We start from the raw sequence: 16,070 nt of genomic DNA, 5'->3' as shown, positions 1-16,070 counted from the left end.
ACACCACCCGGCGGCGCGAATCCGTTCTCCAGGTACGGAGCCGTGGTTGGCGCCCTCGCCGACTACAAGCACGAGCTGGGCCACCGCAAGACCACCACCAACAGAAGTAGGGAATCGGATGACTGCAATGGATGACTCGCCTGTTCGCGATCCCGACACGCTGCGTGCGGACATGGTCCGCGCACTCCATGACCAGGACGCGATCACGTCCAACCGTGTCGCCGCTGCCTTCGCCGCAGTGCCCCGGCACCAGTTCGCACCGGAGGCGTCCCTGGAGGTCGTTTACGATCTCCACCGGATTGTGCCGGTCAAGAAGGACGAGAGCGGCCTGAACGTCAGCGTCATGTCCGCCGCCCACCTTCAGGGTGTGATGCTGGAGCAGGCCGACATCGCGCCCGGGATGAAGGTCCTGGAGATCGGCTCGGGCGGCGTCAACGCCGCCTACCTCCAGGAACTCGTGGGCAGCGACGGTGAGGTCACCACGGTCGACATCGACCGCGACATCGTCGACCGCGCCCGCCTCTGCTTGGACGAGGCCGGATACCGGCAGGTGAAGACGGTCCTCGCCGATGGCGAGGCCGGTGTCCCCGAAGGGGCACCGTATGACCGGATCATCGTCACCGCCGCGGCGTGGGACATCCCCCCGTCTTGGATCGACGGGCTCACCGAGAAAGGCCGGCTCGTCGTCCCGCTGACAGTGTGCGGCACGACCCGCTCGATCGCCTTCGACCGCGACGGTGCCGGCCTGCTCAGCCACTCCTACCGCCTGGCTCACTTCGTGCCCATGCAGGGCGAAGGCGCCGCCGAGGAACGCAAGGTGATGCTGCGAGAGGGCGTCGTCGTGCAGACCGACGACGTAACGGTGCCGCTCAACGCGCAGGCGCTGAACCATGCCCTGGACACCCCCGGGCTGGTGAACTGGTCGGGGGCGGCATGGGACCTGCCCGACGAGCTGGACCTGTACCTCACGCTCAACCTGCCGCGTGCGGTGCGGCTGCACGCGGCCAAGGACGTCATCGAGCAAGGGCTGGTGACACCGGCGGTCCAGTTCGGCGTGCCTGCCCTGGTCAGCGAGGACAGCATCGCCTACCGCACCCGCCGCGATAACGAGGACACCGGCGGCTTCGAGAGCGGCGTCATCGCCCACGGCCCGCAGGCCGAAAACCTCGCCCACCAGTACGCGGAGCTGCTGCGCCGCTGGGCCCAACACCACCGTCGCCGGGGAGCTGCCACCTTCCGGTACCTGCCGGCCCCCGCCCCGTCCCCCCTGCCCCAGGCCGCCGTTCTGCGCCGCCACGGGATCGTCACCGCGTCCTGGGCCTAAGACTCCGGGGCCCACGAGGGCTCCGGGACCTTGCACCTTCCATCCACTGCTTCAAGGAGGCATGCATGACAGTTCAAATGGAGCGGCCGGTTAAGCCCGCGACGCCGTCCGCCGAACCGGCGGATCTCACCGAGTTCGAGCTTGACATCACCATCGTTGAGGGCGGGCCCTCCGCGGACCAGCTCATCCGCATGACGGATGACGGCTGCAACTCCACGTGCGCGACCGCGTGCACGAGCTGCCCGGCGTAGCACCAACCGTGTCCAACGCTGTGCCCGGCCGTGCCCGCTCCATGGGCGCGGCCGGGCCCCACGCAGCTACAGGAGGGGCTCATGTATCGCCTCATTGATGCGGCACTGGTCCGGGCGGCGGCATGGCATGCCAACCACCAGACGGTATGGCCGGATCTCACCGGCGCGTCCGAGGACCCGGCGTCCTGGCGGTCGTGGCTACAACAGACCTGGAACGACACGGAGTTCGCGGCGGCCGTCAAAGCAGCCAGCCCCGACCTCGCGAGCCGGGTGGAACAGATCTGTGCCGACCGACCGCTACCGGCACCTGCCGTGCGGCGCACAGTGATCGCCATGCTGCGCTATCTCCTGCGTGCTCACACCCGGGCAACTCCCTTCGGCCTGTTCGCCGGTGTCGCGGCCGTACGAATAGGCGCGGTACCCGCGCTCCGCGTCGGCACCGCCCACCGTGCCGTCGCCAGATCAGACGCCGCGCACAGTACGGCCCTCATCGACCGTTTCGAGCAGCACCCGGCATTGCGGCCCCGCCTGATGCTGCTCGCCTCCAGCCTCCTCGTCGAACGCAACGGGCACATGATGATCGAGCACCGCCCGAGCGGAACGCCCGACAAAGGCCCCGAGCACGTGCGAATACGCGTGACCGCACCGGTCCGCGAAGCTCTGGACGGGGCACGGACGCCGGTCCTGTGGAGCGACCTCGCCGCGAAGTTGTCCACCAGCTTCCCGAGCGCGCCGCCCTCCGTGATCGACAGCCTCATCGCAGACCTGGTCAGGCAACGGGCCCTGCTCACCAGCCTCCGGCCGGCAATGACCGTCACCGACCCGCTCACCCCCCTCCTTGAACAGGCACAGCACCTCCCCTCCGCTGAGGCATCCAAGATCCGGTCCGCCCCCAGGTCCGCGCTCGATTTGCGGGTGGACTGGGACCTGACCATGTCCACGGCAGTCGTACAGGAGGCGGCAGCGGCAGCGAAGGCACTCATCCGCCTCGCGCCACGAACGTCACTGACTGGCTGGGCCGAGTGGCACAGCCGCTTCCTGGACCGCTATGGGCCAGGGGCGGCCGTCCCCGTCCTGGACGCGATCGACATGCTCGGCTACCCGTCCGGATTCCTCGGTGCCGCCTCCTCTCCGGCGGCTTCCCCGCTGCCCGACCGTGACAGGAGCCTCATCAAACTCGCGCACACCGCCGGCATGCAGCGCCGCCTCGAAATCCAGCTGGACGATGCGGCGATCGAGGCCCTGGCCACCGTAGATCCGGGCCATCCCGTCCAGCCGAGCACCGAGCTGACCGTCCGTATCGACGCCGATAGCGTCACCGCTCTCGACCAGGGCGAGTTCACTCTGCACGTGGTCGGGGTGGCGCGCTCGGCCGGAGCGACCACCGGACGCTTTCTGCATCTGCTCGACGACGAAGACCGCCGCCGCATGACCGAGGCTTACGACGCCCTGCCCGCAGTACACGAAGACGCCCTGCGCGCGCAGATCATCTCCACCCCGCTGTCCGTATCCGCGGAGAACGTCGCCCGCGCCCCGCAGGCGACCGAGCTGGTGATCTCGCTCGGCGACTACCGCGGGCCGGACGCCCAGCTGTTGCCCGTGACGGACCTCGCGGTCACTGCCGATGCCGAACGGCTGCACCTGATCTCCCTGTCCCGCCGCCGCCCGGTCCACACCCTGCTGCTCAACGCCGTGGACCTGGGCCACCACTCGCACCCGCTGTGCCGGTTCCTGGCCGAGGCACCCTCCGCACTGGCCGTCCCCTGCACCGGGTTCAGATGGGGCACCGCAGCCTCCAACCTGCCGTTCCTGCCCGCGTTGCGCTACGGCCGAACCATCCTTTCCCCGGCCCGCTGGCTCCTGACCCGCGACGACCTGCCTGCCGCGCCGGCGCCGTGGCCGCAATGGGACGACGCCCTCACCCAGTGGCGCCACGGCGTACAGCTGCCCGACCGGGTGTACCTGAGCGAGGCCGACCAGTGCATGGCCCTGGACCTGACGGAGCCATCCCACCGAGCCCTGCTCCGCGTCCACCTGGACCGCGACGGCACCGTAACGCTGCACCCGGCACCACGCCCGCAGGATCTGGGCTGGACCGGTGGCCGTGCCCACGAAGTCGTCATTCCCCTGAGTACCGAGCAGAACGTCGTCCCCGTCCGCGGGCCAGGTCGCGCCGTCAGCCGGGAGCACGGTCATCTGCCCGGATGCGAGGACCGCATCTCGCTCCACCTCCACGGCCACCGGGACCGTCAGGACGCCCTCCTGACCCGGCACCTGCCGTCGTTCCTGGGCGACGACCTCGGGGCTCTCCAATGGTGGTTTGTCCGCTACCGAGATCCGGACGACCACCTACGGGTGCGCCTGACCTGCCGGCCCGGCACCCTGGGAGCCGCCTTCGAGTCGATCGGCGAGTGGACCCGACGCCTGCGGCAGCACAGCCTGATCACCCACGCCAGTGTGGAGACCTACCACCCGGAAACCGCCCGATTCGGTGGCCCCACCGCCATCGACGCGGCCGAACGATACTTCGCCGCCGACTCCGCCGCCGCCCTGGCTCAACTCGCCACCCCGGCAGGAACGGACGCTCCCGACGTTCGCGCGATAACCGCCGCGAGCATGGTGGACATCGCCACGGCGGTGCTCGGCGACAGCACAACGGCGATGCAGTGGTTGATCGAACACACGCGCACCGACCCGGCCGCACCGCCCCGCACCGTCTACCGCCAAGCCGTCGACCTGGTGAACGCGCCCCCGGCCAGCCTGAGCGAGAACGTCACCGCAGCCTGGACCGCCCGCCGCGAAGCACTGGCCGACTACCGCCGCGCGCTCACGGACGCGGCCACCCACCCCCATGAGCTGCTGCCGGACCTGCTGCACCTCCACCACGTGCGGATGCGCGGGCCGGGACTGCCCGAGGAACGCGCCCACCTCCACCTGGCCAGAGCCGCTGCCCTCAGCTGGACGGCACGCGCAAGGAGTACATCGTGATCACCACCGCACCCGCCCCCACTGCACTGACGACGGCTGACCGGTTGGCCGACGCGCTGGCCGACCCGGGCACAGCGTGGCCCGGCGGACGCCCAGAGGGCGGCCGGTCCTGGCCCCAGTCACTTGCCGGAGGAGCCTCAGGCATCGCCCTGCTTCATATCGAGCGCGCCCGGGCCGGGCACGGGGATTGGTCCACCGCGCACGCCTGGCTGAGGGCGGCCGTGCACGGCGAAGTCAGCGCCGCGGCCAACGCGAACCTGTACTTCGGCGCTCCCGCCCTCGCGTACGTGATGCACCGGGCGGCCAGCGCATCGAGCCGGTACCTGCCGGTCCTTGACCGTCTGGACACCGCAACCCTCTCCCTCACCCGAAGCCGGCTGGCCGCTGCCCACCAGCGCATCGCCCGTGCCGAGCGCCCCCTCATGGAAGAGTTCGACCTGATCCGCGGTCTGTCTGGACTGGGCGCCTACCACCTCAGCCGCCACCCGCACCACGAGATCACCTCGGACGTCATCACCTACCTGGTACGCCTGACCGAGCCGCTATCGGACCCAGCCGGGCTGCCGCCGTGGTGGACGGACGTCGCCCCCAGCGGCGTCCTTCACCCGGACTACCCTGGCGGGCACGGCAACTTCGGGCTCGCCCACGGCATCGGCTCCACCCTCGCCGTCCTGTCTCAAGCCCTGCTCGGCGGGCTGACCGTGCCCGGGATGGCCGACGCGATCGCGAGGATCTGCGCCTGGACCGACCACTGGCGGCAAGGCAGCGAGACTACGCCCTGGTGGCCGGGACACCTCTCGATCCAGCAGGTGACCGACCACGAGATCCACTGCTCCCTTCGGCCCCGGCCATCCTGGTGCTACGGCGTCAGCGGCACCGCCCGTGCCCAGCAGCTGGCCGGACTCGCCCTCAGAGACCGGGCACGCGTCGCGATGGCCGAGAACGCCCTCCTCTCCGCCCTGCAAGACCCCCTCTACCTGGACACGCTCCCCGAGACCGGGCTGTGCCACGGCATGGCCGGACTCCTTCAGGCGGCCTGGCGGATGGCCACCGAGACGGACAGCCCCGAGATCACCGCGGAGCTGCCGATCCTGACCAACCGCCTGATCACCGCGCTCGACCAGAGCGCCTCCAACCCGGAACTTCTTGACGGAACGGCCGGAGCAGCACTCGCTCTGCACACCGTGGGCACGGGCCGTGCGCCCGCTCCGCACTGGGACACCTTCCTCGCTCTGGCGTGATGCCGCGCCCATCCGTACTGATACCGAAAGGTCTGAAGTGACTGACCTCGTGACCGTCGCCGTGTGGAACATCGAGGCCGACGGTGGCCGCAACGGCGAACACCGGGATCTTGCACTCGACGTCCTCGCGGGGGTTGAGCCGGACGTCGTCCTCCAGCAGGAGGCCAAGTTCAGCCGCGATCGGGGCAGTGAGCGCCTGCACGCCACGGAGAAGCGGCTCGGGCTGCGAGGGTTCCTCTCCGCGCCCAACCCGTACGCGGACGCTGACATCGCGACCGCCGTCTACCTCCGGTCCTCCCTGTTCGACGTCGCCGAAGCACGCCCCCGCGCCAAGCCGTGGTGGCTGCACCCCTGCCACGTGGTCGCGCGGCTCGGCAACTGTCCGGTGCCGCTCAACCTCATCTCCTTCCACATGTGCTGCTTCGACGCCAACCAGCGTCTGGCGGAAGCCGGTTGGCTGGCCATGCACGCGCAGCCGGGCATGGTGACCCTCGCCGCAGGCGACACCAACAGCTACCCGCGCAATCCCGAGCGCCTCGTCCTGCCCGACTGGGACACGGTGACCGATCGCGCGCACATGGTCCACCGGACCTACCTCGACGCCGACGGACACCGCCGCAGTGACACCCGTCCCGACGCCTCCATGACCGACGCCGGCTACCTCGACCTTGCCCGATATGCCGCCGACCACCTCGGCCAGCCCGAGGCGCTCAACGCCACCGCCGGACAGCAAAAACCGGACCAGGGCGGTCCCCAGCGCATTGACCGCCCCTACGGGGCAGGCGGCCTCGCCTCCGCGCTGCACAGCGTCGAAGTCATCGACAACGACGACACCCGCGAAGCCACCGACCACTCGCTCCTGATCCTGCGCTTCTACCTGGTACGCCTCGAACGAACGTTGACACCGCACCTGGCAGCTGCATACACCGCGGAGACCCTCCGATGATCTTGCCTGCCTGGTGCCAGGCCAATGTCGTGTTCTCGGACTGGGACAGCGCCGAGACCGTCGCCGTGTCCCGACTCGCCCCCGTTCTGCGTACCGCCGAGGAAGATGGCCTCCTCGCCGGATGGTTCATCATCCGCAAAAGCCCGTGCTGGCGTGTGCGCTACCTGCCCGCCAGCGGAGGAGCAGACCGTATCGGCCAGGGCCTCGACGACCTGGTTGCCGAGGGTGCCATCACCGCGTGGACGGAGATCGTCTACGAGCCCGAGGTGCATGCCTTCGGCGGCCCCGAAGCCATGGCCAGCGCACACCGTCTCTTCCACCACGACAGCCGCAGTCTGCTCGAACACCTTCAGAGGGAGAGTGGCCGGCAGCGACGCGAGATGTCCCTGATGCTGTGCAGCCTCCTGATGCGCTCCGCCGGGCTCGACTGGTACGAACAGGGCGACGTCTGGGCACGCGTCGGCGCCCACCGTGCACTGCCCCTAGACACCCCATCAGCGAGCGGAGAGCAACTACAGGCCGCCGTACAGCGGTTGATCTCCGTGGACGGGGAAGAGCTGATGCGTACCGGCGGGCCACTGGCCCACCTTGCGGAATGGGCCCGCGCCTACGCCGACACCGGGAGGGATCTGGCCCATCTCATGCAGCTGGGGCTGCTCCACCGCGGCCTGCGCGACGTCCTCGCTCACCACGTGCTGTTCGCCTGGAACCGCATCGGTCTGCCCTACTCCACCCAGGCCACCCTCGCCGACGCCGCGAGAACCGTCATCTTTGGCCCGGACCCCACCGCGGAAAGGAGCACCGCAGACCGTGAGGGAACTCCCTGACACTCTGGCCCGGCGCTTCCCGCTCGTCGCCCGGCCCCGACCGGCCTGTCTCCCGCTGCCCCAGCGTGTAGGCGCGCTCGCCGAACTCGCCGACAGCGCAGCAAAGTCGGGCGACCCGAGCATGGCCTCCACGGTCTACAACCAGGCCGCATTGATCGCCTCCGACACCGGTATCCCGGACGTTGCCCGCACACTGTGCCACCAGCACGCTGCCGCCTACCTGGCCGCCGTCCCCTTGCCCGGCAGGACCGCGATCCGAGCCCTCGAACCCGTCATCAACCTCGCCCGTCTCGCCATCCGCGCCGGGCAATACGACGACGGCCGCCGTACGCTCCTCCAGCTGTTCGACGCGGTCAGCACCAACGCCCCCACCACCTTGTTCGAGGACATCGCCGTACCATCCGGCCTCACCTCAACAGCTGACGATCGCCAAGAGGTCCGCGCCTGGCTATGGCGAGTCCTCCTCGCCGATGGAACACGCGCACTGACCGCCGCCGGCCGCTGGACTGAAGCACTCGCCCACGTCGAAGCACACCACGGCGTTGGACAGCGCATGCTCGACGGCCGCCAGGTCGCCGTACTAGCCGCACTCACCACCGGAGACACCCTCAGCGCTGACAGCCTCCTGGCCGACACGAAGCCTGGTGAACCTTGGGAAAACGCCGTGACCGACTGCCTGAGCATCGTGTGCCATCGGACGGCGGGACTGCCCTGGCAGCGCACCCTGCAGAACCTGGTGACCATGTGCCTCAGAGGTCTAGACGGGGACGACCTGACCGTGTTCAACACGCGGCTCGGGCTCGCCGCGCTGGACATGTTCGCTTCGCCCGAAGGGGCTGAAGCACGCCTCGTGGTCGAGGCGTTGCACCGCAGGGCGATCAAAGCCTCCGACGGTTATGCCGCCCGAGAGATCCTGACGCACCCCCTGTGTGCCGCCCTCGCTGCTGATCGAGAGGCACAGGAGTGCCGAGCTCTCCTCACCGCTTGCGCACTCGGAGCAGGAACGATCCCCGATGAGTTGCGTGACCAACTGGAGCATGCGGTGCGTACGAGCGATCACACAATCCGGGAAAGCGTTGCTCGCCGAGATCATCCTTGCCCAATTGAGCAAAAATGATCTTGATTGGCCGTACCCCTTGGCGCCATCGCGAGCCGATCACCGCCTGGAAACCTCATGCGTCACAGACGTCACAGGCATCGGCGATTCGGCCATGTCTGCACCGGCTCTGGGCCGCCCCGACACGGCGGTCGCACGTTCACCCCCTTGTGTTTCAAGGCCCCCAGCGCGTCCGGAATCGAGCGCGTTCGATTCCGGCGCCGCGTCGTTATGCCGTGCACCGCCGACCATCCAGGTGCGACCCTGCCCCCCCCTAGGAGGGACATAGGTGACTGTGACTGACGCCTCGACTGCCAACGCTGAGACGCCGCCCCCTCCGCCACCTGCGGAGATCCGCTACAGCGGCGAATACTCCGTCAACCCGCTCGGCGACGTGTCCTTCACGCACATGTGCGCCCGCCTGCCCTCCGTGCTGCGCCGCATCTGTCGCATGGCCTGGCAGCTCGACCGCACGGCCGTTCTCCTCCTCGCCGCCTGCCAACTGGTCACAGGTGCCGCCGCCGCGATGGGCCTAGCCGCGACCGCCCGCGCCATGCAGCCGATCCTTGGCGCCGGCACCGTGGCCGACCGTCTTCATCAGGCGCTTCCCGCACTGCTCGTCGTGGCCGGCGCGGCGGCACTCGGGCGGCTCTCCAGCGCGCTCGCCTCGTACGCGGGTCGCAGGCTCACCCCGCCGCTGACGACGCATGCGGACACCTCGCTGGTCGAGGCGGTGTGCCGAGTCGAAGCCGCTGCCTACGCCCAGGACGGGTTCGCCGACCGGCAGGAAGCCGCCGAGATGGGCGTGGTCCGCACCCACGTGATGGTCAACGACGCGCAGCGATTCGTGGCCGCTCTCATCAGGATGGTCGCCGCAAGCGGAGTGTTGTCCGTGCTGCACTGGGCAATGCTGCCGCTGCTCCTCCTCGCTGTCCTGCCCGCCGGAGTCGGCGCCGTTCTGAGCGCGCGCGTCGACTACGAGATGCACTACGCGAACGTCTCGGACCGCAACGTGCGCCACATGATGCGCTGGTGGGCCACCACGCCGAAACACGGCGACGAAGTCCGCGCCAACGGCATGACCGGCTATCTGCTGTTTTGGTACCGGTCCCTGTCTGAGCGCATCGACCGCCGTCTGCTGGACGCCGCTCCACGGACCTTGCGCATCACCCTGCTGTCCTCGACGGCGGGCGGGGTCTTCCTACTTCTGGCCTGGGCTGCCCTCGCCTGGCTGGCCATCACCGGGCGCATCGAACTCGCCATTGCTGCGACCGCAGTCGTCGCCGTGCAGACGACGCTCGCAGCGCTCTCCCAGGTCGTCATCAACGGGGCGGCCCTGTTCCACACCAGCCTCTACCTGACCGACATGCAGACGTTCGTCGACGACGCAGCTCAACGTGCCCCACAGCGAGGCGAGTTGCCAGCGCCTGCGACCGTGGAGGAAATCCGCATCGCCGACGTGGTCTATCAGTACCCGGGCAAGGACAGCCCCGCCGTCGACGGCGTATCCCTCACGCTGCGCCGCGGCGAGATCCTGGCCATCGTCGGCGAGAACGGCAGCGGCAAGTCCACCCTCCTGCGCTTGATCACCGGCATCTACCTGGCGGACAAGGGGCGCGTGCTGTGGAACGGCGCAGACCTCGCCACCCTTGATCAGGACAGCGTCTGGGCCCGTACGGGGCTCGTGCCGCAGCTCTTTGCCCAGTGGCCGCTGCGCGTGTGCGAGAACGTCACCCTCGGGCAACCCCGCACCCGCGACGACTTGCCGGTATGGGAAGCGATCGACGCCGTAGGCATGCGAGAGGCGGTCGAGGCACTGCCAGACGGCATCGAGACGCTGCTTGCCCGGGAAGTCTTCGGGGGTGCCGAACTCTCCGGCGGGCAGTGGCAGCGTTTGGCCTGCTCTCGCGCGATCTACAGGCGCCCCGAACTACTCATCCTGGACGAACCCACCTCGCAGATGGACGCCCGAGGCGAGCACCAGATCTTCGAGAAGATCAAACACGGCGCCTCCGACCGCATCACGATCGTGGTCACGCACCAGTTGGAAAACACCCGCCTCGCCGACCGCGTCCTTGTCATGGACAAGGGCCGAGTCATCGAGCACGGCCAGTACGAGGACCTGGTCAGCTCCGGTGGCTTGTTCGCCGAGCTCGTCGCTCTGGCACAAGACCGATGACCCTACCGGCCCAGAGTCATTCCCTCCACAGAAGCGAGACGCGCATGCCTGATACCTGGAAGACGATCGCCGACCTTGCCTGCCGGTTGGAAGACCACTCGACCCTTCCTCGCGAGCAACGCATCCTGCTCCAGCTCCTCAAGATCCAGGAGGAGGCGGGAGAGGTCGCCGAGGCGGTGATCGGAGCCATGGGGCAGAACCCCCGCAAAGGGCACTCGCACACCTGGGCCGACGTCGAAGCCGAGATCTGCGACGTCATCGTCACCGGAATGGTCGCCCTGGCCCGCATGAACCCCGATGCCCAGGCCGTGTTCGCACGCCACATGGACCGCATCGCCTCTCGGGACCTGGTGGTACAGGGCGACGTGGGCGACGCTCGGCCCGCGGACAGCCACACCGCACCGCACCGACGGCCGATTACCGCGCCGAAGGGAACAACACGTGATCGCCTCCCCTGTCGACTACTGGGAACCCCTGTGGGCCTCCGGCCGCCGCTACCGGGAGATCACCGACACCGAGACCCAGCTCCTCGCCGAACACCTCGGTCCCGGCCAAGGACGGCCGGCCCTCGATCTGGGGTCCGGCGACGGCGCCTTGGCCCGCCATCTGCACCACCAGCTCGGCTACCGGACCACCGGCATCGACTGCGCACCCACTGCCATCGCCCTTGCCACGGATGCCCCGGGCTCAAGCGATCAGCCCCGGTTCCAGGTCATGGACTTCGCCGCTGGCGACCTGGCTGAGCTGCCAGACCCGGCCTACGCGGTCATCACCTGCCGGCTCGTCTTCCGGTTCATCACCGACAAGGCCGTCTTCCTGGACCAGGTCCGTCGACTCCTCGTCCCCGGCGGGACCTTCTGGGTGGTCACCGAGCTCACCGACCGGCGCGCCGACGACGATCCCCTCAAGAGCCTGGGCATCACCGCGCCCGACGTCGAACTCCTCACCGCCCGCTGGTCCACCGTGACCGCCGTCGACCTCGATCAGCTTGCCTGCTTCGCCCTCCGCCCGTGACCTCGCACATCCGATCAGAGAAAGACCACCGTGAGCACCACAAACCAGGAGAGCTGGGCCCGCTACGGGCAGATCCAGTTGGATCGCGGCTACCTCCCGCCCGTTCCCGAACAGATCAGGTGGGGTTTCTGGGACGGAGTCGGACCCGGCGACGAGGTCCTCGGACCGCTGGCCGGACGACTGGTCCTGGACATCGGATCAGGTCCTGGACACCACGCCGTACACCTCGCGCGCGCCCACGGCGCCCTCGTGGACGCCACCGAGTTGTCGCCGACTCAGCACGAGCGGGCCGTTCATCAGTTCGGAGACGAACGCGGTGTCCGCTTCGTGCTGGGCAATGTCGTCGACCACCTCAGCCAAGCGGCGCCGTACGAGGTGGCGTACGCAATCGGCACCCTCGCCTGCGCCGACCCTCACTACCTCTTGCCGGCCCTGCGGGATGGACTCATTGCCGGAGCACCGCTGGTCTTCTCCGTCCTGCACACCAACCTTCACGATCAGGGTCCTTCCTCTGCGGTCACACCCCGGCAGGAGATCATCCGCATCCGCGGCCAGGAGCCAATCCCTGTGCAGATGTGGGTGCTTACATCACAGCTATGGGAGGACCTGCTGGTCGACTACGGCTTCCGCGTGGAAGCAATTGATCTGCTCCAAGCTCCCGAGGCCGGCAACCCCGTTGTCGTGCAGCTCATCCGCGCCCGCCGGGCCTCGCGTACGTAGGGACGGCGGCAATGGCCGTCGGAAGACTTTCCGGCCCCGACCTCACTCGAATGGAGACCACATGGCCGCTTCCCGCTTTACCCCGGAGAGTCGGTATGGATCGAGTACTCGTACACGGTCAGCCACGAGAAGTGGGGCCGCTGGCTCCAGCGCGCCGTCCGGCTGCCGACCGAGCACCTGGAAGTCGAACTCGCCTTCCCTGCCCGGCTCGACCCGGCTGTGTGGGGCACGGAGACGTCCATGACCGCCGAGGCTTCACCGCTGCGCACCGCCCCGACCCGGCGTGAGGAGAACGGGATCACGGTCTTCACCTGGTCGACCGACCGGCCGGTTCTGCATGCCCGCTATCGTCTTGAATGGCGCTTCCGCGCTGCGGCCCCAACAGAACGTGAATCACAGGGAGTTCAGGTGAACGAGGCTCGGCCCAGCGAGCAGATGCGTGACCTCGGCGTTGTCCAGGAAGGCGCCCCGCTCCTCGCCGAGCCGGCCCGGCCCTTCGACCTCCCCTCTGAGCGGGACACCGCCGAGCAGGTCGTGGACAACCTGTTCGCCTCCATCGAGCGCATCGCGGAGGTCCATACCTTCGCCAAGGGCATGGGCATCGCGGCTCCCCAGGTGAGCATCGGCCGCGCTGCCGCTGTCGTCCAGCCTCCTGAGCCTGGTGCCGGTGCCATCATCCTTCTCAACCCTCGCGTCACGCAGGAATCCGACGAGAGTGACGAGCAATACGAGGGGTGTCTGTCCTTCTTCGATGTACGCGGTCTCGTGCCCCGCCCACTGCGAATCACCGTCGAAACGACGAACCTCGACGGCTCCACGATGAGCACGGTCTACGAGCGCGGTCTCGCGCGGCTGATCCAGCACGAGATCGACCACCTTGAAGGGAAGCTGTACACGGTCCGAATGCGGCCCGACGCCGCCCCGATCCCCTTGGCCGAGTACCGGCAGACCGGCCAGACCTGGGCATACGAGTCCTGACTCGCTTGCCTGGTTTGACCACAACCGTCAGCGGGCCGGCCGATATTCCCATAGGCAGCCCCTGGGTGATCGTGACTACCGGCACGACCAAGCTGGGCAGGCCGATGTGGCTGGTGAGGTTGGCCCAGTCGGCCTGGTCGAAGAATCTCCACCCCCTGGCACCCGCAGGGTGGCCCGTGCCAACTCCCCGACCGCAGCGGCAGTAGGGTTCCTCGACATGAGTAGCGGCCGATGGATCAAGCAGGACAGTCGGGTGCTCTTCACCGGCGGGCCCGACGATCGCATCCACCTCACCGTGGACCACGCAGTGAGGCCCGATGGCGTCACCGTCGCCTACCCTCACGTAGACGCCCCGGACTTCTCTGAACTAACGCCTTGTGTCAGCGCATCACCGTCGTCCGGCCGCGTGGTGGTCGCCTGAATCTACGTGCGGCAGCCGTCACCCGGATGCCACAGTAGGGGGATGCTCGTAAGCCCACTGCCCGGCGTTGACCGCAAGCACCTGCACCGGACGCTTGGCGAGGTGTGCCAGAAGGTGTCGAACCTCTACACCAGCGGCCCGCACGAGTACTACGAGCGGCTCTTGGCGTACCTCGACTGGGCCACCGATGCCGTTGAGCGGCTGGACTCGCTCATCAGCAGCGCCGACATTGACCGGCTTGTGCTCACCAAGCGGTACGACCAGTTGCTGGCCGGGCTGGACAACTTCACCGTCGGGTCGACTCAGCGCCTCGTCAACCAGTTGGTGAGCGCCGAACTTCGGCAACGTACGACGGTGTTCACGGCCGCGGTCGAAACACTCGCGCAGGAGTTGCAGCGGTGGCAACTACGCGGGATGCCGGTCGTGGCTGACAGCAGCTTCTACGTCCACCACTCCTACAAGTTGGAGGAGACCGACTTCGCCGAGCTGCTGGGCATCACAGAACACCCTGTTCACCTCCTGGTGCCGATGGTCGTTGTAGACGAGCTCGACCAGCTCAAGGAGAGCAAGGCTCCGCAGGCAAGGTGGCGCGCGCGGTACACGTTGGCCGTACTTGACCAGCTCTTTCAGAAGAGCACCGATCACGCAGTGCTCCGCCGAGCAGACGCGGAGGTGCAACGCAACACCGGTGTACGGCGCGGCGAAGTGACCGTGCAGCTCTTGTTTGACCCGCCAGGGCATGTACGGCTGCCAATCAACGACGACGAGATCGTCGACAGGGCGCTCGCCATCAAGCCGCTCTCGGGACGCGAGGTAACGGTACTTACCTACGACACGGGCCAGGCGACCCGTGCCCGTGCCGCAGGGCTGCGCGACGTCAAGCTGAGCATGCCGGTCGACGATGAGCCGGAACGGCAGACGACCAACAAGAGAAAGACCCCATCCAGTAAACGAGGCGTCCAGGCACCAAAAGAGTCGACGATCACGCGGTGAAGGCGGCCCGCACGGTGAAGCGGCAGGAAGCGGGCCTTCTTGGCGGTGGCCGGTCAGGAGGCGTCGGTCAAGGTCTCTGGGGTCCGCGGAAGTATGGGTCGCCTACTTGTCGGGCCCACATTCTTCGAGCGGTTCCGGTGCAGGCACCTCAGTGTTGCTCGCCCCGGCGGGCGCCCAAGTGAGTTCCAAGACTTCGTCCTCGAACAGCACCTTCGACATTGCTGAGAGGTTGCCCTTGCTATCGACGGGTCCCCCCTCTTTCAGGGGTTGCAAGGGGCCGGAGGAGGGGCGTGCCCACCGCTGGCCGTAAACGTCGATGAAGGACACCCCGGGAATGTGGTAGCTGACCTCCAGGGGCATTCCGGGACCTAGCTGGCGTTTCGCGACGATCGCCGGGAGGGTCACCCGCGAGCACGGCGGGAGGGCTCCCAGATACAGCATGGTCTTGTTTTCTTTGTAGTCGAGGGGGAACGTGCGGGGGTCGCCTTCGAGTTCTGTGGAGAGGCCGACGACGACCTGATCGATTGGATCGAGTGAGCGGTTCGCTATGTACCCGGTGGTCACGCCAGGCTCTCCGCGCGCCGCGTTGCTACCGTCGATCTGAGTCCAGGTCGAGACCAGTACGGCTTGCTGGCGGAGTTCTCGGTCAGCGTCCTCGCGGGACTGGTCGAGCTGGTCCTGAGCTGTCTGAACGCTGTAGTAGCTGGTCCAGGCGGAGAAGATCAGGCCGCCGGCGGCTGCGAGAGCCGCCACCACTGTGGCGGCCTTCATCCAGTCGATGCGCTGCGGCGGCTTCGCTTCGGGGCCGGGAGACTGCGGCTGTGCTGAGCCGGCGTCTCCGCCGGGTTGTGCCTGTGGCTGCAGGGGCGCAGTGTCAGAGGGTTGTGTCTGGGTTGACGCTCCGTCACTAGCGGGCCGCTGCGGGACTGCGTCGGAGGGCACCGCCTGCGCTAACTCCCCGTCAATGGCTGGTTGTGCCTGTCGATCCTGGCCCACGCAACCTCCCTATCCGATTACCGGACGCATCCCGTCCGGATCCGCAGCAGATCTTTCCAGAGTCCACGGCCAGAGATCAGGGAACCAAAGGGAACG

General features: G+C 68.1%; 13 protein-coding genes. 12 read left to right on the top strand and 1 reads right to left on the bottom strand.

The features are described 5' to 3' along the window. Positions 1–118: 118 nt before the first annotated feature. The 12 genes from fxlM (at position 119) to OG254_RS39480 (ending at position 14,978) form a co-directional block, all read left to right on the top strand. Complete coding sequence (gene fxlM / locus OG254_RS39535; protein WP_405591923.1) at positions 119–1,324, top strand: methyltransferase, FxLD system; 1,206 nt, start codon at positions 119–121, stop codon at positions 1,322–1,324. Between the two features lie 65 nt (positions 1,325–1,389). Continuing rightward, positions 1,390–1,575, top strand: a complete 186-nt coding sequence (locus OG254_RS39530) for an FxLD family lanthipeptide (RefSeq protein WP_405591921.1) — start codon at positions 1,390–1,392, stop codon at positions 1,573–1,575. A gap of 81 nt (positions 1,576–1,656) precedes the next feature. After that, the gene (locus OG254_RS39525; RefSeq protein ID WP_405591919.1) at positions 1,657–4,563 is read left to right on the top strand and encodes a lantibiotic dehydratase; all 2,907 of its coding nucleotides are present in this window, start codon (positions 1,657–1,659) and stop codon (positions 4,561–4,563) included. Further along, positions 4,560–5,804, top strand: coding sequence for a lanthionine synthetase C family protein (locus OG254_RS39520; RefSeq protein WP_405591917.1), 1,245 nt, complete (start codon positions 4,560–4,562; stop codon positions 5,802–5,804). The genes OG254_RS39525 and OG254_RS39520 overlap by 4 nt, the downstream gene beginning before the upstream one ends. 37 nt (positions 5,805–5,841) lie before the next feature. After that, a complete protein-coding gene (locus OG254_RS39515; protein ID WP_405591915.1) occupies positions 5,842–6,750 on the top strand; it encodes an endonuclease/exonuclease/phosphatase family protein in 909 nt (302 codons plus the stop codon). Next, the gene (locus OG254_RS39510; protein WP_405591913.1) at positions 6,747–7,577 is read left to right on the top strand and encodes a thiopeptide-type bacteriocin biosynthesis protein; all 831 of its coding nucleotides are present in this window, start codon (positions 6,747–6,749) and stop codon (positions 7,575–7,577) included. Before OG254_RS39515 ends, OG254_RS39510 begins: the two co-directional genes overlap by 4 nt. Continuing rightward, positions 7,561–8,694 carry a hypothetical protein gene (locus OG254_RS39505; protein ID WP_405591910.1) on the top strand — a complete coding sequence of 378 codons (1,134 nt, stop codon included), beginning with the start codon at positions 7,561–7,563 and terminating at the stop codon, positions 8,692–8,694. The genes OG254_RS39510 and OG254_RS39505 overlap by 17 nt, the downstream gene beginning before the upstream one ends. Before the next feature lie 268 nt (positions 8,695–8,962). Then, complete coding sequence (locus OG254_RS39500) at positions 8,963–10,852, top strand: ATP-binding cassette domain-containing protein (RefSeq protein ID WP_405591907.1); 1,890 nt, start codon at positions 8,963–8,965, stop codon at positions 10,850–10,852. Between the two features lie 441 nt (positions 10,853–11,293). Further along, a complete protein-coding gene (locus OG254_RS39495) occupies positions 11,294–11,866 on the top strand; it encodes a class I SAM-dependent methyltransferase (protein ID WP_405591904.1) in 573 nt (190 codons plus the stop codon). Positions 11,867–11,896: 30 nt separating this feature from the next. Further along, positions 11,897–12,586, top strand: a complete 690-nt coding sequence (locus OG254_RS39490) for a class I SAM-dependent methyltransferase (protein ID WP_405591901.1) — start codon at positions 11,897–11,899, stop codon at positions 12,584–12,586. 240 nt (positions 12,587–12,826) lie between these two features. Next, on the top strand, positions 12,827–13,564 hold the full coding sequence (locus tag OG254_RS39485; RefSeq protein ID WP_405591898.1) for a peptide deformylase: 738 nt from the start codon (positions 12,827–12,829) through the stop codon (positions 13,562–13,564). A 463-nt stretch (positions 13,565–14,027) separates the two neighbouring features. Beyond that, on the top strand, positions 14,028–14,978 hold the full coding sequence (locus OG254_RS39480; RefSeq protein ID WP_405591896.1) for a PIN domain-containing protein: 951 nt from the start codon (positions 14,028–14,030) through the stop codon (positions 14,976–14,978). A gap of 102 nt (positions 14,979–15,080) precedes the next feature. On the opposite strand, the gene OG254_RS39475 is transcribed toward OG254_RS39480, so the two are convergent. Continuing rightward, a complete protein-coding gene (locus tag OG254_RS39475; protein WP_405591894.1) occupies positions 15,081–15,749 on the bottom strand; it encodes a hypothetical protein in 669 nt (222 codons plus the stop codon). Between the last annotated feature and the right edge of the window lie 321 nt (positions 15,750–16,070).

This window comes from Streptomyces sp. NBC_01092 (assembly GCF_045039535.1).
In the GTDB taxonomy this organism is placed as follows: Bacteria; Actinomycetota; Actinomycetes; order Streptomycetales; family Streptomycetaceae; genus Streptomyces.
The sequence above is the reverse complement of the archived record's forward strand: the minus strand, read 5'-3'. Positions and strand labels throughout refer to the sequence as shown.